Annotated in this window: 22 protein-coding genes; 16 read left to right on the top strand and 6 right to left on the bottom strand. The window is 39.7% G+C overall.

What is annotated here, in order from left to right:
- Window positions 1-95: 95 nt before the first annotated feature.
- The 5 genes from Q0037_RS01345 to Q0037_RS01325 form a co-directional block, all read right to left on the bottom strand.
- The gene (locus Q0037_RS01345) at window positions 96-1,613 is read right to left on the bottom strand and encodes a response regulator (protein WP_297514242.1); all 1,518 of its coding nucleotides are present in this window, start codon (window positions 1,611-1,613) and stop codon (window positions 96-98) included.
- 5 nt (window positions 1,614-1,618) lie between these two features.
- Window positions 1,619-2,758 carry an FIST signal transduction protein gene (locus Q0037_RS01340; RefSeq protein WP_297514239.1) on the bottom strand — a complete coding sequence of 380 codons (1,140 nt, stop codon included), beginning with the start codon at window positions 2,756-2,758 and terminating at the stop codon, window positions 1,619-1,621.
- A 109-nt stretch (window positions 2,759-2,867) separates the two neighbouring features.
- A complete protein-coding gene (gene ychF, locus Q0037_RS01335) occupies window positions 2,868-3,962 on the bottom strand; it encodes a redox-regulated ATPase YchF (RefSeq protein ID WP_297514236.1) in 1,095 nt (364 codons plus the stop codon).
- 61 nt (window positions 3,963-4,023) lie between these two features.
- Window positions 4,024-5,193: a hypothetical protein gene (locus Q0037_RS01330; RefSeq protein ID WP_297514233.1), complete on the bottom strand. Its 1,170-nt coding sequence runs from the start codon at window positions 5,191-5,193 to the stop codon at window positions 4,024-4,026.
- 127 nt (window positions 5,194-5,320) lie between these two features.
- Window positions 5,321-5,671 (bottom strand): 4Fe-4S dicluster domain-containing protein, encoded by a 351-nt coding sequence (locus Q0037_RS01325; protein WP_297514230.1) that lies wholly within the window; start codon window positions 5,669-5,671, stop codon window positions 5,321-5,323.
- Between the two features lie 60 nt (window positions 5,672-5,731).
- Here Q0037_RS01325 and Q0037_RS01320 point away from each other — a divergent pair, with 60 nt between their 5' ends.
- The 5 genes from Q0037_RS01320 (at window position 5,732) to Q0037_RS01300 (ending at window position 10,071) form a co-directional block, all read left to right on the top strand.
- A complete protein-coding gene (locus tag Q0037_RS01320) occupies window positions 5,732-6,790 on the top strand; it encodes an acyl-CoA reductase (protein ID WP_297514227.1) in 1,059 nt (352 codons plus the stop codon).
- A gap of 277 nt (window positions 6,791-7,067) precedes the next feature.
- Complete coding sequence (gene serC / locus Q0037_RS01315) at window positions 7,068-8,138, top strand: 3-phosphoserine/phosphohydroxythreonine transaminase (RefSeq protein ID WP_297514224.1); 1,071 nt, start codon at window positions 7,068-7,070, stop codon at window positions 8,136-8,138.
- 115 nt (window positions 8,139-8,253) lie between these two features.
- The gene (locus Q0037_RS01310) at window positions 8,254-9,210 is read left to right on the top strand and encodes a D-2-hydroxyacid dehydrogenase (RefSeq protein ID WP_297514221.1); all 957 of its coding nucleotides are present in this window, start codon (window positions 8,254-8,256) and stop codon (window positions 9,208-9,210) included.
- 88 nt (window positions 9,211-9,298) lie between these two features.
- Entirely contained in the window at window positions 9,299-9,733 is a 435-nt protein-coding gene (locus Q0037_RS01305; protein WP_297514218.1) for a DUF6146 family protein, read from the top strand.
- Between the two features lie 20 nt (window positions 9,734-9,753).
- On the top strand, window positions 9,754-10,071 hold the full coding sequence (locus tag Q0037_RS01300) for a DUF6787 family protein (protein ID WP_297514215.1): 318 nt from the start codon (window positions 9,754-9,756) through the stop codon (window positions 10,069-10,071).
- A gap of 23 nt (window positions 10,072-10,094) precedes the next feature.
- Here the strand turns inward: Q0037_RS01300 and folE are convergent, their stop codons facing one another.
- Window positions 10,095-10,769 (bottom strand): GTP cyclohydrolase I FolE, encoded by a 675-nt coding sequence (gene folE / locus Q0037_RS01295; RefSeq protein ID WP_297514210.1) that lies wholly within the window; start codon window positions 10,767-10,769, stop codon window positions 10,095-10,097.
- Window positions 10,770-10,919: 150 nt separating this feature from the next.
- Between folE and Q0037_RS01290 the strand changes: the two genes are divergently transcribed.
- The 11 genes from Q0037_RS01290 (at window position 10,920) to Q0037_RS01240 (ending at window position 22,253) form a co-directional block, all read left to right on the top strand.
- Window positions 10,920-11,576 (top strand): ABC transporter ATP-binding protein, encoded by a 657-nt coding sequence (locus Q0037_RS01290; RefSeq protein ID WP_297514362.1) that lies wholly within the window; start codon window positions 10,920-10,922, stop codon window positions 11,574-11,576.
- 3 nt (window positions 11,577-11,579) lie between these two features.
- On the top strand, window positions 11,580-13,289 hold the full coding sequence (locus Q0037_RS01285) for a hypothetical protein (RefSeq protein ID WP_297514207.1): 1,710 nt from the start codon (window positions 11,580-11,582) through the stop codon (window positions 13,287-13,289).
- The gene (locus Q0037_RS01280) at window positions 13,267-14,037 is read left to right on the top strand and encodes a TIGR02757 family protein (RefSeq protein WP_297514204.1); all 771 of its coding nucleotides are present in this window, start codon (window positions 13,267-13,269) and stop codon (window positions 14,035-14,037) included. Before Q0037_RS01285 ends, Q0037_RS01280 begins: the two co-directional genes overlap by 23 nt.
- Window positions 14,038-14,308: 271 nt before the next feature.
- Complete coding sequence (locus Q0037_RS01275) at window positions 14,309-15,586, top strand: retroviral-like aspartic protease family protein (protein ID WP_297514200.1); 1,278 nt, start codon at window positions 14,309-14,311, stop codon at window positions 15,584-15,586.
- A 143-nt stretch (window positions 15,587-15,729) separates the two neighbouring features.
- On the top strand, window positions 15,730-15,972 hold the full coding sequence (locus Q0037_RS01270) for a hypothetical protein (RefSeq protein WP_297514197.1): 243 nt from the start codon (window positions 15,730-15,732) through the stop codon (window positions 15,970-15,972).
- A 456-nt stretch (window positions 15,973-16,428) separates the two neighbouring features.
- Entirely contained in the window at window positions 16,429-17,037 is a 609-nt protein-coding gene (udk, locus tag Q0037_RS01265; RefSeq protein WP_297514194.1) for a uridine kinase, read from the top strand.
- A gap of 6 nt (window positions 17,038-17,043) precedes the next feature.
- The gene (locus tag Q0037_RS01260) at window positions 17,044-17,397 is read left to right on the top strand and encodes a septum formation initiator family protein (protein ID WP_297514190.1); all 354 of its coding nucleotides are present in this window, start codon (window positions 17,044-17,046) and stop codon (window positions 17,395-17,397) included.
- A 120-nt stretch (window positions 17,398-17,517) separates the two neighbouring features.
- Window positions 17,518-18,882 (top strand): methylmalonyl-CoA mutase subunit beta, encoded by a 1,365-nt coding sequence (locus tag Q0037_RS01255; protein ID WP_297514187.1) that lies wholly within the window; start codon window positions 17,518-17,520, stop codon window positions 18,880-18,882.
- A 2-nt stretch (window positions 18,883-18,884) separates the two neighbouring features.
- Window positions 18,885-21,008 (top strand): methylmalonyl-CoA mutase, encoded by a 2,124-nt coding sequence (scpA, locus tag Q0037_RS01250; protein WP_297514185.1) that lies wholly within the window; start codon window positions 18,885-18,887, stop codon window positions 21,006-21,008.
- 40 nt (window positions 21,009-21,048) lie between these two features.
- Window positions 21,049-21,732: a hypothetical protein gene (locus Q0037_RS01245; protein ID WP_297514182.1), complete on the top strand. Its 684-nt coding sequence runs from the start codon at window positions 21,049-21,051 to the stop codon at window positions 21,730-21,732.
- 116 nt (window positions 21,733-21,848) lie between these two features.
- Window positions 21,849-22,253, top strand: a complete 405-nt coding sequence (locus Q0037_RS01240) for a hypothetical protein (RefSeq protein WP_297514179.1) — start codon at window positions 21,849-21,851, stop codon at window positions 22,251-22,253.
- Window positions 22,254-22,612 lie beyond the last annotated feature (359 nt).

Below are 22,612 nucleotides of genomic sequence, written 5' to 3'. Positions count from 1 at the left end.
TAAGGCTTCCGAAGCGGTTTTGGAAGGCAAAAAATGGAAAGTTATTAATAATGTTTTTGACAGGATTTTGCCTTTTAAATACAAATTTATAGCAACTAACTGAGTTTTTTACTAAACTTTTTCAACTTCAAATTCAGTTCTTTTGGATTGAAAGGCTTGATGATATATTCGTTAATTCCTACTTGAATGGCGCGTTCGAGATACCCGAAAGATGCTGAAGCGGTTAAAGCTATAATAGGGGTTTTCGTATCGGTTTCTCGTATAATTCGTGTCGCTTCATAGCCATCCATAACGGGCATGGATAAATCCATCAATACCACATCATAATTGCCCGTTTCATGCATTTGAACACCCATCAATCCATTTTCAGCTACATCCACTTGCACTCCCCAATGGCTCATAATTTTTTCTGCGATTTTCACATTGATCTTGTTGTCTTCCACCAAAAGAACCTGTAAGCCATTTAACATTACTTCGGTTTGATCATCGTCATGTAAATCAGAAGTATTTGCTTGATAATCAATAGGTAAGCTTAGAGCAAAATAAAAATTAGTCCCAACTCCAAGTTCACTTTCAAAAGCGATATCAGCGTCAAACAAATGCAATAACCGTTTCGTGATGATAAGACCTAGGCCTGTTCCTCCAAATTGTCTGGAAGTGCGTGTTTCAGCTTGGGAAAATTTTTCAAAAATTGAAGTAAATTCTTTTTTATCGATACCAATTCCTGTGTCTATAACTTCTACCTTAAATGTAGAAATTCCGCTAGCAACCTCCAATTGGTTCACCCGAATGGTAATGGTCCCTTGATGCGTAAATTTGATGGCGTTGGACACTAAATTGGTAATAATTTGATTCATCCGTAGCGGATCACTCACCACATTGGATACAAAATTTTCGTCGATTTCTAATCGAATTTTATTGAGATTTTCGTTCGCACGCGCTTGCAATGCCCGTGCAATTTGTTGGATTAAACTTTTGAAATCAAAAGGAATTTTTTCCAAATCGATTTTTCCTGCTTCAATTTTATTGAAATCTAAAATATCATTAATCAGTAAGAACAGATTTTGAGCTGAAAGTTTGAGTACTTCAATATTTTCGCGATACCCTTGCAGTGTATCTTCTTTTTCCATGATGTATACAAGTCCGATAATCGCATTAAGGGGTGTTCGAATTTCATGACTCATTATAGATAGAAACTCTGACTTAGCCTCATTTGCATTTTCGGCTTCTATTTTAGCTTGATTTAATTGCTCTTGATAAATCCTTTTTTGTTCGATTTCACGATTTAGAATTTGAATCAGTTGCAACAAACTAGTTTCACCTTCCAAAGGTTTAGAATCGTCATTCAATTGTTGTATTAAGGCTACCAATTGCGATTCAAACAATTGTTTTTTCTGCAATTCAATTTGAAGCTTTTTGGTCACTTCAAAGTATTCTCTATCGTTTAATAGGGTTGACTGTTCAAACAATTCAGCATCCTTTTCATAATTAAAATAGGTTTGATTAATCACCTCAATAAAAGCCTCCAATTGAGGAATATATTGAAAATCATTTATGGCTAAATACTTGTCTATTTGCCGATTCAAATGGCGATGTAAATCATTTCTATCCATAGCAATTAGGCTTCAAAAAGGGTTGCAATTGTCATGGTTTGGTTGTGCAATTCACACCCTAAATCATTTTTATCTGGAGAAATTTCACCGTACGAATAAAATCCAAATAATACCGTATCATTACCGAATGTTTGCTTGATGAATTCTAACTCTTCATCTACGCGTTCCGCCAAAACGATTCGACGTCCCACACAACTCACCAAAAAAGCTAATTGCGGACGATACGGAAGTTGCGTTCGAAGATGCAAAGCCGCATTGGCTGCTGCATCGATCAATTTATCTATATTACCCCGCATGAATCGCACTCGAGAACCCAACGGAATATTACCTGCAAATGTCATGGATTTTTCATGTTCATCAATGGCCAATATGGTTCGAACGACTGGCTCAGAATCGGGATTTTCTTTCATTGATAAAGGAAAATAAAGGGCTGAACCAGGGAGCTCCTCAGCGTATTTACCCAGGTAGTCCTTATACAATTCAAGAGCGTTTCGATCCCCAATACGATACAAAACATTTTTCTTAGAATGGGTAACTTCACGTTCTGGCCCAAAATCAGCCCATCCTCCTTCACTGGCAAATCCAAATTTCAACCCTTCCCCATAAAACCCAACTGCCACTATTTTTCCGGGTTGTGCATCAGCATTGAGTCCTACCATTGTTTTTTCAAAACGATACTCATCCCCAGCTAATCCTCCAAAAAAAGGAATTTTCCCTGCAGACTGCGTAATTAATTCCTGAATTAATTCAGAGCCGTTCACATATGTCCCTTCAGAGAGTAAAAGAACTGCTTTAAGGTCAGGAGTTAATAACTCGGAGCTAAAAATTTTACCCATTTCTTGTATCGAATTATCTTCCTGGTTTTCAAATTCCAGAGCTTTAAACCTTGCATTATCGAATTGAATTGCTGTTACCACAATAGCTTCCTCTATGCGAACATTGTTGGAAATTTGACCAGAGGAAGAACAAATAAGAATCGTAGCCTTGGGATAAATTACGCGCAAGCGTTGAAATAGAGGATACTTTTCAAGTAGGGTGGTTTGACCAAAAGCTAAGACTAGGCATGTTTCTTGAGTATCAAAGTGCTCGTCACAATAGACATCTTCAACTGTATTGGCATGAACAAGCAATTGTTGTAATTTCATATTAAAAGAGTGTTGTTTTGTATAGACTTGTTAAATTTATAAAAATTGTTAAATAAAATAAAAAAAGCACGGAAAAATCCGTGCTTGATATAAAAGTTTTATCGATAATTTAAACATTGAAACGGAAATGCATTACATCGCCGTCTTTCACGATATATTCTTTTCCCTCCACGCGAAGTTTTCCCGCTTCTTTTACTTTAGCTTCTGAACCGAATTGTACATAATCATCGTAAGCAATAACCTCCGCGCGGATAAATCCTTTCTCAAAATCGGTGTGGATGACACCCGCCGCTTTCGGAGCAGTATCGCCTACATGGATGGTCCAGGCACGCACTTCTTTTACCCCTGCTGTGAAATACGTTTGTAAATTCAACAAACGATAGGCCGCCCGAATCAATTTGGAAACCCCTGGTTCGTCTAAGCCCATGTCTTCTAAGAACATTTGGCGTTCCTCATAAGTCTCCAATTCTGTAATATCCGCTTCGGTAGCTACAGCTAATACAAGTACTGCTGCATTTTCAGATTTGACCAATTCACGCACCTTATCAACATAAGCATTCCCATTTACAGCTGAATTTTCATCAACATTACAAACGTAAAGCACCGGTTTGGTAGTAATTAATTGAAAAGCTTCCAACAAATCAGCCTCGTCTTGGTTTTGGGCTACCACCGTTCGCGCCGATTTTCCTTGCAACAACAAATCCCGGATTTGGTTTAATAACGACTGTTCCAAAACGGCTTCTTTGATGCCCGCTTTGGCAGTTCGATTGACTTTTTCTAAGCGCTTTTCGACTGTTTCTAAGTCTTTTAACTGTAACTCAATATCGATGGTTTCTTTATCGCGAATCGGATTCACATTACCGTCTACGTGCACAATATTGTCGTTATCAAAACAACGGAGCACGTGAATAATCGCATTACATTCCCGTATATTGGCTAAAAACTGGTTTCCTAAACCTTCTCCTTTACTGGCGCCTTTCACCAATCCGGCAATATCTACTATTTCAACTGTGGCGGGCAATACCCGTTCAGGATTGACCAACTCTTCCAATTTTTCCAAACGCGGATCGGGCACATTGACTACCCCAATATTAGGCTCAATGGTACAAAACGGAAAGTTGGCACTTTGCGCTTTGGCATTGGATAAACAATTAAAAAGAGTTGATTTCCCTACATTGGGCAATCCCACGATACCTGCTTTCATTGATTTTTATTTTTGTGGGGCAAATATAGCGCATTAAACCCATTCAAAAAACAGTAAAAATCTAAGGTTCGTCGGAGATATTTTTGATAATGGCTTCCTCTTCAGGAGTGGGAACCAATCCCGAAACATTCCAGTAATCGGTGAGAATTTTATCTTTCAGGTTAAAAAGAACTTTGTCTTTAAATATTTCGCTCTCCTTAAAAGAAAATTCATTGCGACTAAATCCCGTGGTGATGAAGTAATTTCGGACTTCTATTTCGGTGCGAACTTCCTTCTTATCCACCCGTTCAAAACCAATTTCTTCGCGAGAACTCAACAAGTAATACTCGCCATCGCCTGCATACCGATAAATGTTTTTGTAATTGGACTTGTAGAGATTACGGGCGCCCACATTGCGCTTTTCGGGGGCATTAGCCACGGCGTTGGGCGTGACGGAGGAACTAACTTCAAGAATAATTTTCTTTTTCTTATCGTATAAAATGGTGTAATCGTCTTTAAATCCTTTTACGGGATCAAGGGGATTGATGACCATTAAATAATAATTATCATTTTTGGTGTAGGATTTAATTAAAAAATCGTAATCCTTTCGTGCTCGGGCCTCCAGCAAGGGTTCGAGGTATTTAAAATTATAATAATTCCCCATGATATTGTTCAAATCATAGCCCAATAAATCTTGCGAAACATCGGCATCCACCAACCCGATAGAACGGTTTTGCTCTACGAGAATGTCGTTTTTAAAATCTTTATTTTTCCCTGAAATTTGAAAATGCAGCAACCCATCGTTGTAAAACATATAGTTGCCATTCCGCTTAAAAAATTCGCGGGAATAGACTTTTAAGCGACACGGAGTCGTCAGTTTTTCGACTGAATTTTCGATTAATCCTTTGAGGATTTTTTGAGGATGCTGCTTGGTGATGACAATCTCATCTAAAGTATTGACCGCACTTTTAAGAAAAATTACATTTTCTTTTAATTTTAAAGCCGTTGAGCGAACACTTTGACTTTCATAACTCGAATGGGCGATTTGAATGCTAGAAACCCCAGTGAGAACAAAGGAAACGCGGCCATCTGGATTGCTGATATAATTTTGTTTTGTGCGTAAAACTGTAACCGTAACATCTTCAATAGGGACTTGGGTTTCGGCATCTTTAAACACCAAATGAATATCCCCTTGTTGGGCATGAGCGATCGTCAGGAGACATCCGAACCAAAACAGTAGAAACGTACGCATCGCTAGAAGGGTTTGTTCTCAAATTTAAGAAAAACACCTTAAAACATGCAAATTTTTTAGTAAAAAGACATAAAAAAAACACCTGAAAGCACCAGGTGTTTGATATTTTCTTACAAGCAGATTGAACCTACTCGTTGTGTAAAAACGATTGACGGTTCAATAAGGTTTCTTCACTTTCCACATGATCCTCATCGGGAACACAACAGTCCACGGGACACACGGCAGCGCACTGAGGCTCTTCATGAAACCCTTTGCATTCGGTACATTTTCCGGGCACAATGTAATACAAATCATCCGAAATAGGACGTTGAGGCGCATCTGCATCAATGGAAGTTCCATCGGGAAGGACAGCTGTTCCGCGCAATTTCGTACCGTCTTTGTACCTCCAATTATCCGCACCTTCATAAATCGCAGTATTCGGACATTCCGGCTCGCAAGCACCACAATTGATGCACTCGTCAGTTATTTTGATTGCCATAGCGAATTTTATTAGTTTTGTGCAAATTTACAATCAATACCCTTCATACACAAGCAACCCATGTTACAATTCGATAAAAAATCAGCGTTGGTTCAGTTAGGCCATTTTTTGCACCAATTTGGCGCCACGACTCCCACAAAAAATCCAGCGGTTTTGCACAACGAATTGTTTTTTGACCGCATGATAGGGCAAATCGAATCCGCACAACATTACAACGGATGGTTTACCCCCGAACAAATGCGCTATGCCTTACAATCATGGGCTCAGGCACTCACCGAAAACAACCTAACCACTTGGCTACAGCCGTATGATTTTAGTACCACCCAACCCAAAACTGTGGGCTTGGTGTTGGCGGGAAATATTCCGTTGGTAGGGTTTCATGATGTGTTGAGTGTGTTGGTTTCGGGTCACAAAGCACTCGTAAAAACATCGTCCAATGATCAAATAATGGTTCCTTTTTTGGTGGACTATTTGATTGCTTGTGAGCCTCGCATAGCGGATTATATCACTTTTACTGAAGGGAAACTCGAAGGATTTGAGGCTGTGATCGCTACAGGAAGCAACAATACAGCGCGCTATTTTGAGTATTATTTCAAAGATAAACCGTCTATTATTCGTAAAAATCGAAACTCAGTTGCTGTTTTAGATGGAACTGAAACCAAAGAAGACTTAATGCAGTTGGGGGAGGATATCTTTCGCTACTTTGGACTGGGCTGCCGTAATGTTTCGAAATTATTTGTTCCCGAAGGCTACTCGTTTGACCCTTTTTTTGCGGCGATGTACACCTACAAAGATTGTATTCAGTATGACAAATACGCCAACAATTACGATTACAACAAAGCGGTATTTTTAATGAGCTTGTTTTCGATTTTGGACAATGGTTTTTTAACGCTGAAAGAAGATTCGGGATATGCTTCACCGATTTCTTCTATTTTTTACGAATATTACAGTGATTTATCCGTAGTTCAGGAACGTTTGGAACGCGAAAAAGACCAATTACAATGCATCGTCTCCAAAGGAATTGTAACCGATAGCATCCCCTTTGGTAAAACCCAACGTCCCGAATTATGGGATTATGCCGATCATGTAGACACCTTGGCTTTTTTACAAACGATATAAAAACACGACATTTACGTTAAAATAGTAGTTTATGAAGCCAAAGTCAATTGCTCTTGAAACACTTGTCCCGTGCCTATATTTCTTCCAAGCTTTTTTAAGAACGGTGAGAATTTTATATCAAAATTCATAAAAAACAAAGGAGAGTCATTTATCAACTAAAACGTTTTAGTTGATAAGTCGAATTGGATTCCATTCGTTCACAATCGGATATCTCTCGCGTAATGTTGAAATTTGCACCCACACAACAATATAACTAGAATTAATTGCATAGTTAATCATGAAAAAACACAATTATAGCGCAGGCCCCTGCATTCTCCCCCAAGAAGTTTTTGAGCAATCGGCGCAAGCGATTTTAGATTTTAATCAATCGGGATTGTCAATTTTAGAAATTTCGCACCGCAGTAAAGATTTTATTGCCGTGATGGAAGAAGCCCGCGCTTTGGTTTTGGAATTACTTGGATTGGAAGGAAAAGGCTACCAAGTTTTATTTTTACAAGGCGGCGCAAGTATGGAATTTTTACGCGTTCCCTACAATTTTATGAAAGTCGATGGAAAAGCTGCGTACTTAGAAACGGGAACCTGGGCCGCGAATGCCATCAAAGAAGCGCAACTTTTTGGAGAAACGGTAATCGTGGGAACTTCCAAAGACGCTAATTTCAATTATATCCCAAAAGATTACGCTATTCCAGCGGATGCCAATTACTTCCACTGTACGAGTAACAATACGATTTTTGGCACCCAAATGAAATCCTTCCCGAAAACTGATATTCCGATGATTTGCGACATGAGTTCGGATATTTTTTCGCGTTCGTTGGACTTTTCACAGTTTGCCTTGATTTATGCAGGAGCCCAAAAAAACATGGGACCGGCGGGAACAACGCTAGTCGTAATCAAAGAAGCATTGTTGGGAAAGACCGGGCGAACGTTACCCAGTATGATGGACTACCAAAAACAAATTAAAGCGGAAAGTATGTACAATACCCCCGCTGTTTTTCCCGTGTATGCTTCGTTGCTTACCTTACAGTGGTTAAAAAAACTAGGCGGTGTGGCAGCTATTGAGAAAATAAATGAGGCCAAAGCATCTTTATTATACCACGAAATCGACCGAAATCCGTTGTTTGAAGGTACAGCCGTCGTCGAAGACCGCAGCACCATGAACGCCACTTTTTTGTTGAAGGATGCGGCGCACACTGAAAAGTTTGATGCCCTCTGGAAAGCGGCCGGTATTTCGGGATTGAACGGTCACCGCTCCGTTGGTGGGTATCGCGCCTCGATGTATAACGCTTTACCGTTGGAAAGTGTACAAATTTTAGTAAACACAATGCAAGAATTGGAGCATTCGATTTAAGTCGGACTAGCCAGGATGGTCCCGAATTTTCGGGAGGCATCCTTTTATGAAGCGCCAGCGGAATAAAAGATACAGCGAACAGCCTGATCAGCTCCCAAAAAAAAATACGACACAAATGAAAGTTTTAGCAAACGATGGCATTTCCAAAAGTGGAATTGCAGCCTTAGAAAAAGGCGGTTATGAAGTAATCACAACAAAAGTGGCACAAGAACAAGTGGCCAATTTTGTCAATGAAAAAGGAATTGAAGTCGTCTTGGTACGGAGCGCCACCAAGATTCGTAAAGATATCATCGATGCCTGCCCCGGACTCAAAATCATTGGTCGTGGAGGTGTTGGGATGGATAATATCGATGTGGATTATGCACGTAGCAAAGGAATTCAGGTGATCAATACCCCTGCTTCATCTTCTGAAAGTGTAGCCGAACTGGTATTTGCGCATTTGTTTACGGGGGTTCGATTTTTATATGATGCTAACCGAAATATGCCGTTGGAAGGCGACTCCAACTTTGACGGGTTAAAAAGAGCCTATGCCAACGGAACCGAGTTGCGTGGGAAATCGTTGGGTATTATCGGTTTTGGACGCATAGGGCAAGCGGTGGCTAAAATGGCTTTGGGCTTGGGGATGCGTGTGATTGCCGCCGATAGTTTTATCGATAAAGCTGCGATTCGGGTGGAATTTTACACGGGACAATTTATCGATGTAGATATCCTCACCGAACCTTTAGCCGATGTTCTCAAGCATTCAGACTTCATTACCTTACATGTCCCGGCCCAAGAAAAATATATTATTGACAAGGAAGAATTTGCTTTGATGAAAGACGGTGCAGGAATTGTCAATTGTGCCCGAGGAGGTGTGATTAATGAAGTAGCATTGATCGAATCGCTTGACGCTGGGAAAATTGCGTTTGCTGGATTGGACGTTTTTGAAAAAGAGCCCCAGCCGGAGATTCAAATATTAATGCACCCAAAAATCTCCTTAACGCCCCACATTGGTGCGGCCACCTTGGAAGCCCAAGACCGTATCGGAACGGAATTGGCTGAACAAATCATTGGCTTGTTAGGCAAAAAATAAGAATGAAAGCACCCTTAGAGGTGCTTTTTTTTGTTAAAAGCACGTAAATTCTTGAAACAAATTACGCGCAATTGTGTACCTTTAAATCATGAAAATCGGCGGTGTATTTATCATTTTTCTCTTCATCTTATGGAGTTGCGCGAGTACTCCCCAAAAGTCCAATACGACTGCGGTGGCACAAAACACTCCATCGGGCGATACCTTGCGGATTGCCAATGATTCCCTAGAGTATGAAGTGATTATCATTGAACCTGGATTTTATGGGTGGTTGGACTCTTATGCGCGACCCCGTGGGTATTACTCGGAGACTTTTTTGGAGAGTCGCAATCGATTATGGGTGCAAGAGTGGAACAGTCGTGTGAATCAAACAAGCCGTTATAACGCGTTACAATACGATATGCGTATCGATTACGATCCGACTGTGCGTTACGGCTATGAAGTCAACTACCTGATTTACAATTTTTTCGTTTACTTTCAGTTGCAACACAACCAACGATTTGGCTTCTTTGATGTCCGTCCCTAATTTGATACCTTTGTCCCCCTATGGCGAGCTTTAAAGAACGATACCACATTACTTCCAACTGGCAATACGCAGTTATATTACTCGTCTTTGCGCTCACGGGTTCAACGGCAGCCTATTTGGCAAAACCCTTATTGGCATGGGTAGGTATTACGCGTGAAACGGTTCCCGTTTGGTTGTATTATGTTATTTACATCGTGGGGATTTTCCCTGTATATCAAGTGTTGTTGGTGGGTTATGGCTTTCTTTTTGGGCAGTTTAAATTCTTTTGGACCTTTGAGAAGAAAATGTTGCGGGGTATGAAGTTGGGATTTCTTGTCGATTTTTTTGAAAAAAAATAAGGGACGTTTACGCCCCTTCGATGTTAACTATTTTTCTCTCCCAACAAGCGGAAGAAATCATCCCGATATTCTTTTTTCTCGAAAATTCCGCCGTATTGCAAGGTTGATGTAAAACTCGTTTCATCTTTAATACCGCGACTGGAAACGCATAAATGCTTGGCTTCCATAACTACCATAACGTCATCGGTATCTAAAACTGTCTTTAATTCATTGAATACCTGCATTACCATGCGTTCTTGTACCTGCGGACGGCGGGCAAAGTAATCGACAATACGGTTCAACTTTGACAATCCAATAACTTTACCATTGGACACATACCCAATGTGCGCCTTACCGATAATAGGTAAAAAGTGGTGCTCACAAGTGGAGTTAAAGTTGATATTGGCTTCGACCAACATTTTATCATAATGGTACGAGTTATCAAATACTGAGATTTTGGGTTTGTTATCAGGGTGTAATCCTGAAAAAATTTCTTGCACATACATTTTGGCTACCCGGTGGGGCGTTCCACGCAAACTGTCGTCGGTGAGGTCCAACCCGAGGGCTTCCATAATTTGCTCAAAATGGTGTTCAATTACCGTCATCTTCTCCGCATCCGTTTTGACGAAAGCATCCGGACGTAAAGGGGTGTCGGCAGCGGTCATTTGGTGATCATCACCAAGGATTTCATACAATTCTTTTTCAGTGACGGTGTTCATGGGTTTCAAATTTTGTTTAACAAATGTACATTATTATTAAACAAAAAGTGGACTTTAACGAATTTTTAATAGCTGTCAAGTGAATGGGTTTACTAAAATCTCTTTGTTGTTTTCCCATTTTTCTTCGTTTCTTTGTAAAAAATGGAATCGATGATAGCGGCCCAAAATATCCACAAACATTACGATCAACTACACGTGCTCAAAGGAGTCGATTTAACGATTGAAAAAGGAGAAATTGTCTCTATTGTAGGGGCTTCTGGTGCGGGTAAAACGACTTTGCTACAACTATTAGGCACCCTCGATCACCCCGATAAAGGAGCGGCCTCCCTTACTATTGATGGAGTCAATGTGTTGGCCTTGCGCGATAAAAAACTCTCCGCCTTTCGAAACCAAAAGTTGGGATTTATTTTTCAATTTCACCAACTCTTACCCGAATTTACCGCACTTGAAAATGTGTGTATTCCTGCCTTTATTGCTGGTAAATCAAAAGCCGAAGCAGAAACGGCCGCCAAAAAACATCTAGAATACTTAGGTTTGGGCGAACGTTTACACCATAAACCCTCTGAACTCTCGGGTGGAGAACAACAACGGGTAGCGGTGGCCCGCGCTCTCATTAACCAACCCGCTGTAATTTTTGCCGACGAACCTTCGGGGAATTTAGACACGGCTTCAGCCGAAAATTTGCACCAATTGTTTTTCAAATTGCGCGACGAGTTGGGACAAACCTTCGTCATTGTGACACACAACGAGGAATTAGCCAACCAAGCCGACCGTAAGTTGGTGATGGTCGACGGAAAAATGAGTTAGCCTATGCTTTTAATCCTGATTTCTTGGTTCTATATCGCGTTTACCCTTTTGATATGGGGAACCGCGGGAAATCAGTGGCTTAAAACACAAGCCAAAATTCCGTTGGTAAAAACCATTTTGGGGTTGGGATTGGTTACTTTTTTTGCTGGTGTCTGGGCGTTTTTTGGACGCATTCATTGGGAATTTCATACAGTTTTATTGGGACTCAATGTAATTCTCGGTTGGCGGTATTACCCGTTATGGAAAAGAGCGGTTTTTGAATCGTATCTTCGTTTTCAAGCCTGGTCATGGCCCCTAAAATGGTACTTCTTACTAGTGAGTTTACTTCTTTTGGCCCAATGCGCTTCGGCTCCCTATGTGATTGACAATGAATCCTATTACATTCAAAACATCAAATGGCTCAATGAATACGGCATGGTCAAAGGCTTGATCAACCTGCACTTCTTTTTGGGACAGTTAAGCGGATGGCATATTGCCCAAAGTACATTCAATTTTCCCTTCCTTTGCGACCGATTCAATGACCTAAGTGGCCTTTTGCTTTGGTATGGGTTTGCCTTCTCCATCGAGCAATTATCAACCTATTTTGAGCGTAAAAAACGAGTGGATCTAGTGGTGGGCTTGTTTCCAATTACCGCCCTCCTCCTCTTTCAATTTATCAGTGCGCCTTCCCCCGATGTGGTGGTTTACGTGCTCAGTTTCCTTATTTTTTACCTTTTTATTTCCGAGTTTCACCAACCCACAAAGGCAACTTTTGTACAACTTTCCTTTTTAGTGCTTTTTACCCTTTTGGCAAAAAATACGGCCTTAACGTTGGCCTTGTTGCCGTTGTATTGGTTTGTGGTTCATTTTAAAACGCTCCATGTTTGTTTCCCCAAAGTGGCTATGCTTTGTAGTTTGACCCTAGGCTTGTTTGTCGCCAAAAATTTAATCATTTGTGGAGTGCCCGTTTTTCCTTCCCAGCTGTTTTCTGGACAGTATTTTGACTATTCCCTACCTCCTGAAATCGAACATTTTTATTATGAAGAATTGAAGAAGTATGGTTACTTTCTCACCACCGAAAACTACGATGCCTTTTCGCGTTGGGATCTTTTTTTACGTTGGCTCCAACTCCCCAAAATGAACGGATTATTCAATAAAATAGAAGTGCTTTTGCTCGTACTTACGCCCATTGTATTTTTCATCATCAAAGAAAAAGGATACCGCGTAGTATATGGAATGCTTGTCATTCAGTTGGGCGTATTATTTGCCACCTCACCCCAATACCGATTCTTCCTTAACGGGATTTTGTTTTTATCATGTCTTTGGCTCAGCCTGGCTATTTCGCAACGGAAAACAATATACAGTCTGCTCTTTATGAGTCTACTTCCAGTACTTTGGGCGGTGTTGGTTCCGGTAAACTTAAATCGTTTTTCCAACTATAAGTTCATGTTGGAACTCAGCCATTTCAAACCTGAATATACACTATTGCCCCACCCCAACTCCAAATACCAAATGTACTTTGAAAAACGCAAAGAAGGGAATTTGAACTACTACAGCCCTAAAAATAACGACTTCTTCTGGGGTACTTACAACGGTCCCTTACCGACCGTCAACAAAGAGCAAATCGAGTATTTCAAAACGTATTTTCATTTGATTCCGCAACAGCGAACCAACGACCTAAAAGACGGTTTTTATTCCAAATACCTTCCCGATGACCCCCAACGAACTCCGTAATTTTTTGAATGAAAAGGTGGAACTATACAATCGCCCCGATTTTATTACCTCCGATCCGATTCAAATTCCCCATCAATTCACCCAAAAAGAAGATATTGAAATCGCAGGCTTTTTGGCCGCTACCATCGCTTGGGGCAACCGAAAAATGATTATCAAATCGGCCCAAAGTATCATCGAACGTATGGGAAATGCACCCTACGATTTTGTGATGACGCATCGGGAATCGGATTTGGAACTTTTGGACGGATTTGTGCATCGAACATTCAACGCTACTGATTTGAAGACGTTTGTTCGTGGGTTGAGGCATGTGTATTCCCAACATGGCGGCATGGAAGCGCTCTTTCAAAAACACCATACTTCACAGTCGATGCAGCCCGCTATCAGTGCCTTCAAAAAGCATTTTTTTGAAATAGCGCATGAAGAACGGACCCAAAAACACATTTCCGATCCGCTGAACAAATCTGCCGCCAAACGCATCAACATGTTTTTACGTTGGATGGTGCGCCAAGACAAAAAAGGAGTTGATTTGGGAATTTGGAAAAGCATCCCAATGGCCGCCTTATCTTGTCCGCTAGACGTGCATTCGGGCAATGTGGCGCGCAAACTCGGACTCCTTGCGCGGAAGCAAAATGATGCCAAAGCCCTGGTAGAATTGGACACTGCCCTACGCGCGTTGGACCCCCACGATCCCGTAAAATATGACTTTGCACTATTTGGGTTGGGCGTGTTTGAGGGGTTTAGTGATTAAATTAAAATTATTTTATGAAAACAGACAGTTTGATTATAATCTAAATGAAAAGCCTTAAGAATATAAAAAAGTTCTATGTTCATAAGTGTTTTTTTATATTTGTTACTTAAAAAAAGTAAGAAAATACTATAGATTTGTATACTTAATTAAAGGTACAAATATAATCCATCAATGATTATGCAGTCAAGGCAGAAATTGAAAAAAGAAGGCTTACAATATTAAACACAAACTAACTTTTCAAAAATAAACTCAAATTTGTAAATAAAATTAAATGAGACAATTTTTATTAATACTTACTACTACCTTTTTACACATATCTACACAAGCTCAAACTGTGATTAAAATGGAACGAGAGGGTGGAGTTTCTATTATTCCTTGTAAAGTCAATGGTATTCCTATGTCTTTTGTGTTTGATACAGGTGCATCGGATGTAACTATTTCGCTAACTGAAGCTAATTTTATGTTTAAAAATGGTTATTTGACTAAAAACGATATTACAGGTGTTTCTAATTATTCTGACGCAAATGGAGATATTACAGAAGGAATTAATATAAACTTACGTGAAATTGAAATTCAAGGATTAAAACTTTACAATATTGAGGCTTCAATAGTTAAAAATATGGATGCCCCATTATTGTTAGGGCAATCGGCAATTAGTAAGTTAGGTACAGTTCAAATAAACCTAACTGACAATACTCTTACTATTATGAATAATAAACCTTCGTTTGATTTTTCCAAAAACGAAAAATTAAAGAATAATAATTTTAGTTCAAAAACAGCAATTATTGGTAAAAGTAAATTTATTTGGGGATTAGAAATTGCTGAATATGATTTCACAGAAGAAATGAGATATGATGATGCAAAAAAAGCTTGTAAATCTTTAGGAAAAGGATGGCGTTTACCAACTCAAGATGAACTTAATATTTTATACAAAAACAAAGAGAAAATTGGCAATTTTGAGGGTTTTGACTATTGGAGTTCAACACTACATCTTTCTAATCCTCAATACATGGAGGCACAAATATTTTCGTCTGATAGCGGAAAAGACTACGAAGGTATGCAAGTTGTAAGGTCACACCTCAGTCAATTCCAATTTTGTTCTGTTCGGGCAGTTCGAGATGGTAAACCGATTTCCAATTCAGAAATTATTGGGGAAAGTAAGTTTGTTGGAGATTTGGAAATTGCGGAATTCGATTTTCCAAAACAAATGATGTGGGATGAAGCAAAAAAGAAATGCGAATTATTAGGAAAAGGCTGGCGATTACCAACAAAAAAGGAACTTAATATTCTTTATCAAAACAAAAATAATATTGGTGGATTTGAACAAAAGGGTTATTGGAGTTATACTAAATTTGATAATGGGAGAAGATACGTAGTAAATTTTGATGATGGAGTACAAGGTATCCCTAAGATAGACAAAACGTATTTATTTAAAGTTAGAGCAGTCAGAACTTTAAAATTTCCAATAAATGCAGATTTATCTTCAAAAGATTTACCTGATATTTATTTTGAAAATAATATTAAAGTTTATTATAGCAAAAATTTTTAACAGCTAAAAGATATTATTAAGATTACAATTATTAGTCATATTATTTTTAACTAAACTATTAAATATTACCTTTTGATACAAAAATAATTTTTTTATTCATATTTAATTTTGTAAATTATATTATAAATACAAACTAAAACATTATGAATAGTAAATTAATCATAAATGGACATTCCATTAGTAAAACTCAAGTCGGGTCATATGAATATAAAGTTTCGGTTTTCCAAAACGATAAATTTTATTTTCAATTTAACGTTTCTTTACAACCGACAGGTAAAGATGATATATTACCAGATTATCAGCTTTGTGACAAGTCACAGAAAGTTCCTAAATGGATAAATAAAAACTTAAAAGTAATTTCCGACAGCATAAAAAAATCGATATAAATACCCTCTAAGTATAACATCTAATCAAAAGTGAATTTTCAAGTTTAGAAAATAATTTTATGAATAATTTTCTTTACTTATATTAGATTATAGATTTTATTTATGCTTGACAATTGATTTTAGCTTAGCAATAACTTGATGCGTTATGGAAACACCCTTATACACATTGTATTTTTGATCTCCTGCCTGTTTCGCAATATACTTAACAAGTTCGTTCTTTGCTATTCTAGAGTAATCAATTTCGTATATTATTGCCATGGTGTAGTCAGCGTCATAGGATAACATCGATAATACTTCCGTAAAATATGACTTTGCCTTGTTTGGATTGGGCGTATTTGAACAATTTTAAGCCTTCAAAACGATACTAAATTTGCAAGATTTGTCCCCAATTTGTAGGTGGCAATCGAACTAAAATTGCTATTTTTGTCTACTGGTTCAACACTGAAAACAACACCCATGCTTATAATTGGAATTGCCGGAGGAACAGGCTCCGGAAAAACCACGGTAGTACACCAAATCATGAATGAACTTCCGCAAACGGAGGTCGGAATTATTTCCCAAGATTCGTATTACAAACACAATCCTCATTTGAGTTATGAAGAGCGGAGTATGATTAACTTTGATCATCCGCGGGCGATTGATTTTGAATTGTTGGTCCAGCATTTAAAGGATTTAAAATCAGGAAAAACCATCGAACAACCGGTGTACTCCTTCGTGACGCACAACCGTACCGACGACACCATAATCACCCACCCGCGCAAAGTGATGATTGTAGAGGGGATTTTGATTTTCAACAGCCCTGAACTTCGCGATATGTTTGACGTAAAAGTGTTTGTACATGCCGACTCCGATGAACGTTTGATTCGCCGCTTAAAACGGGATATAGCCGAACGTGGTCGCGACATGGAAGAAGTGCTCAATCGCTATCAAACAACCTTAAAACCGATGCACCAACAGTTTATCGAACCTACTAAAGCCTTCGCCGATATCATTATACCGAACGACAAATACAATACCGTGGCCATTGATGTGGTACGCGCGGTGATTAATCAACGAATTGCATAACCGTCTATGAAACAGTGGTATCAAAATCTTATTGCAAATTACCCCTTCCTTCGCTTTTTGGGAAGCCGATACACGCTGGTTTTGATATTCTTTGTGGTTTGGATGTTGTTTTTGGACAATTACGCCTACTTCGATCACCGCATTTTGAACAAAGAAATTAAGGAACTCGAGGAGAATAAAGCCTATTACCAAGAGGAAATCACCAAAGACGAAAAAAGCATTAAAGAAATGAATTACCCGGGTCATATCGAACGCTATGCCCGAGAAAAATATTACATGAAACGCGATAGTGAAGATATCTACATCATTGATATCGAGGAAGAACGCCGCAAAGATAGTATTGAAGGAGCAAAACTTTAGTACATCCATGATACGTCATTCCCGCTATCCGCACTACATGCCTGTCGGCAGGGTAGTCAGCTCCCATCGGGGCTATACCGCCGGCGCCATTCTAGAAAACATAATACTAAAACAGCATTCGTGAGTCAGAACAACCTCTTTCAAGAATTTGAAGCCGTTTCCTCCAAACAGTGGAAACAGCAAATCCAGTACGAACTCAAAGGTGCCGATTATAACGAAACCTTGGTTTGGGAAAGCCCCGAAGGGATTAAAGTGAAACCTTTTTACCATCGCGACGAATTTGAATCTTCGTTGCCCACGGGAGGACCCAAAACCGAATTTAAAATCACGCAAAATATCTTTGTCCATGATGTGGCCAAGTCGAATGCACGGGCTCAAGACACACTACAACGTGGCGCCGAATGCATTCGATTTACCCTTGAAAACAAGGCAATCGACCTCAGCGAATTAATGCAAGGTTTACCCCTTGGCTCTACCCCATATTTTTTTTATTTGCCATTTCTTGAAATCGATTTCGTGAATCAGTTGCACCAATTTGCAACCCAAAACCAAGCTCATTTTATTCTTCAAATAGACCCTATCGGGCAACTTGGACGAGACGGCAACTGGTTTGAAAATCTCGACAAGGATTTTGAAAAACTAAATCATATCGCTCAAAACAGCGCTATTCATTTTCTTTCGATTGACAGCAGTTTGTATCAAAATGCAGGCGCCAATATAGTGCAACAACTAGCGTATACCTTGGCCCATGCCAATGAATATTTCAACCGTATTCCCCAACTCCAACAGCCTTTTACGGTAAATGTAGCTGTGGGGTATAATTACTTTTTTGAAATTGCCAAACTGCGGGCCTTACGGTTGTTGTTTACCACTTTGGCCAAAGAATACGGCCATGAGCAAGAGGTACGAATTCTAGCTACTCCAAGTCGCCGCAATAAAACCTTGTATGATTACAATGTGAATATGTTACGCACCACCACCGAATGTATGAGTGCTGTGTTGGGAGGAGCCGATTTTGTAGCCCATTTGCCTTATGATGCGTTGTATCATAAAGACAATGAATTTGGCGACCGTATTGCGCGAAATCAGCTATTGATTTTAAAACACGAAAGCTATTTTGATAAGGTTCATAATCCCGCCGATGGGGCCTATTATATTGAAACGGTTACGCAACAATTGGCCGAAAACGCCTTGGCATTATGTAAAGATATTGAAGCCAATGGTGGCTTTATCACCCAATTGATGGAAGGTACGATTCAACGTAAAATCAATGAGAGTGCCCAAAAAGAGCAGGAAGCCTTTGATACTGGGAAAGAAGTTTTATTAGGTACCAACAAATACCCCAACAAGAACGATCGCATGAAAGGCGATTTGGAATTGTATCCGTTTGTGAAACAAAATCCACGGAAAACTCTCATAAGTCCGATTATCGAAAAACGATGGGCCGAAAAAATGGAACAAGAACGATTAGCCTCAGAAGAATAACCATGCGAAAAAATATACAACACCTGACGCTCCCTTCAAAAACCGCAGAAACACCCGTTGACGCAACGAATCATTTCACAACAGCGGAGGGAATTACAGTCAAATCAAGTTATACTGAAACGGATATAGAAGGGCTAGATCATTTAGACTTCGGAGCGGGTTTTGCACCCAATCTACGCGGTCCCTATGCCACCATGTATGTGCGACGCCCCTGGACGATTCGGCAGTATGCAGGATTTTCAACAGCCGAAGAAAGTAATGCCTTTTACCGCCGAAATTTAGCCGCCGGACAAAAAGGACTTTCAGTAGCTTTCGACTTGGCGACCCACCGCGGTTATGACTCCGATCACGAACGCGTAGTAGGCGACGTGGGAAAAGCGGGTGTGGCGATTGATTCTATTGAGGACATGAAAATCTTATTCGACCAAATCCCCTTGGATGAAATGTCGGTTTCTATGACCATGAACGGGGCTGTTTTACCCATCATGGCCTTTTATATCGTAGCGGCCGAAGAACAAGGCGTAGCCCCACATTTGTTATCGGGAACGATTCAAAACGATATTTTAAAGGAGTTCATGGTGCGGAATACTTACATCTATCCGCCCTCGCCCTCGATGAAAATCATTGCGGATATATTTGAATATACGAGCAAAAATATGCCGAAATTCAACTCGATTTCCATATCGGGATACCACATGCAAGAGGCAGGCGCTACCGCCGATATAGAGTTGGCCTACACTCTAGCCGATGGATTGGAATACATTCGTACAGGAATGGCAGCGGGCATGGACATCGATTCATTTGCACCGCGTCTATCGTTCTTTTGGGCCATTGGAATGAACCATTTTATGGAAATTGCCAAAATGCGAGCGGGTCGAATGCTTTGGGCCAAATTGCTGAAGCAGTTCCAACCGAAAGACGATAAATCCTTAGCGTTACGTACGCATTGCCAAACCTCAGGTTGGAGTTTAACTGAGCAAGATCCGTTTAATAATGTGGCGCGAACTGCCATTGAAGCCGCTGCGGCCGCTTTTGGAGGAACCCAATCCTTGCATACCAATGCTTTGGATGAAGCCATTGCCTTACCTACGGATTTCTCAGCACGCATTGCACGAAACACGCAAATTTATTTACAAGAAGAAACCAAGATTTGCAAAACCGTCGATCCGTGGGCGGGCAGTTATTATGTCGAAAAATTAACCGCTGAAATTGCCGAGAAAGCGTGGGCGTTGATTGAAGAAGTGGAATCTTTGGGTGGAATGACCAAAGCCATTGAGGCAGGTATTCCGAAATTACGCATTGAAGAAGCAGCAGCCCGAAAACAAGCACGAATTGACAGTGGACAAGATGTGATTGTAGGGGTAAACAAATTCCGATTGGACAAAGAAGATCCCTTACATATTTTGGAAGTAGACAACCAAACCGTCCGCCGTCAGCAGATCGAACGCTTGGAACAGATTAAAGCAAGTCGCGATACCCAAGCGGTACAAGCGGCCTTAACGCGTATTACGGAATCGGCGAAAAACGGTGGGGAAAATTTACTATCTTTAGCCGTAGAAGCCGCCCGATTACGTGCGACCTTAGGTGAAATTAGTGATGCTTTAGAAACAGTTTTCGGACGGTATAAAGCACAAATTAGAAGTTTTAGCGGCGTGTATAGTAAAGAAATCAAAAACGATGAAAGTTTTAACAAGGCCCAAGAGTTAGCCAATGCTTTTGCGCAAAAAGAGGGTCGTCGTCCGCGTATAATGATTGCCAAAATGGGACAAGACGGACATGATCGTGGCGCTAAAGTGGTAGCAACGGGTTATGCCGATGTGGGCTTTGATGTAGACATTGGTCCGTTGTTTCAAACGCCAGCAGAGGCGGCGAAACAAGCCGTGGAGAATGATGTGCACATTTTGGGTGTTTCTTCGTTGGCGGCGGGACATAAGACTTTAGTTCCTCAAGTGATTGAAGAATTGAAAAAATACGGCCGTGAAGATATCATGGTGATTGTTGGTGGTGTGATCCCAGCGCAGGATTACCAATTCTTGTTTGATGCAGGCGCCGTAGCCGTTTTCGGTCCGGGCACTAAAATCAGTGAAGCCGCGATTCAAATTCTGGAAGTGCTTTTGGAAACGTAAATAAATTTAAACAAAATATAATCCATTACATTCTATGCCTATGAAACGTTTTTCTTTGAGCATCATCTTGTCGCTTTTTTGGCTGATACCCGCAGCCGCACAAACTAATCTTGTGTCGTTTAATAACGATCAAGGATTGTTATTTTTCAATGCCAATGATTCCATTCCAACCACTTACGAAGGTTCTCCCTATTGGGATAAAGAGTTTAAACCCGCTTCGCTCTCGTGTTATTCAAAAGAGCTAAAACCTGAAATTCGATACAATGCTTTTAAAGATGAAATGGAATTTAAAAAAGAGGGAAAACTCTACTACCTTGAAAAAAAAGACAGTTGTGAAATTGTAATTGACAACAAGGTATATGGATTTTTTGCTTATCCTTTTGATGGAAAAATACGTTTTGGGTATTTACGTCGAGTTAGTCCAAATGCAGGAACTTATACTTTATTCGCTCGTGAAACCATAGCTTTTCAAGAAGGGGAACCTGCGGTTACCAGTTATCGCGAAGATAAACCGGCGAAGTTTTATCCTGAAAAAGTAAGATTCTTTATCAAAACGCCTACGGATATGATTGCTGTCCCCGAAAAAAAGAAAGATTTAGAACGGGTATTAGCGGATATTACGCCTGATCTTGCTTCATTTTTTAAGCAAATCGATTTTAAAATTAAAGAGGAAGCCTCATTACTACAACTCATCCAGTACTTAAATTCACTGCCCAAAAAATAGAAGGTGTTGTTGTATTTATAATACCTGGTCATTCTTAAATTGAAATGATTTGAATTTGTTAAAAAGGACCTCTTTTTTACTTCTATCGCTTTATAATGTGTAAATTTTTCCCTTGTTTGTTGATCATAATTTTGTGCAGTTGCAAACAATCAGAGACACGTCTTGAAGTGCCAAAATTTAATACAATAGACTATCACTATTTAAAAATCTTTAAAGCAGAAAATGAAAATTTTTCACTTTTGTTTTTCGGTGGAGCCTATTTTAATGCAACGGTGGTAGTCCGTAATTGTCATGAACTTGAACCCGAAGATTCATTACAATCGTCAAAGTGTGGTCCGTTTGCAAAAATTTTTAAAATCAAAAAGAGTTGTAAAACCAGTGTTTTTGATGTTGAAAGAAACCATTTTTTGAAATTAAATGCCGACTCCATAGTGAAATACAAATTCATTTATATCACGCGTGATGTAATGACTGACTCTTTAACTGTTACTTTTACAAATAATCATATACCTGTAAAATAATTAGGCGGCACCTATTTTTTGATTGTCTTTAGAGTAGAAAATAAAAATGCCTCAAAAAATGGAAGTTACATCGCCTGTGGCACACTGCACCCGACCGTTAAGGTGATAATACTGAGACTGTGACTGTCCCGACCCTTCGGGGCTGTGACTCGAAAACCGATCGCTTCGCAGTTGTTTTTTTGTTTGTATCCTTCGTTGCAAAATAAAAAACAAACGACTGGATTACTCCGTGATCCAAAGGGAGGGAACGTTGCTCGATGCAAAACCGACCGCTTCGCAGTTGTTTTTTTGTTTGTATCCTTCGCAGCAAAATAAAAAACAAACGACTGGATTACTCCGTGATCTAAAGGAAGGGAACG

This window comes from Flavobacterium sp. (genome assembly GCF_027482425.1).
Classification (GTDB): Bacteria; Bacteroidota; Bacteroidia; order Flavobacteriales; family Flavobacteriaceae; genus Flavobacterium.
This window is presented reverse-complemented; position numbering and strand designations above follow the sequence as displayed.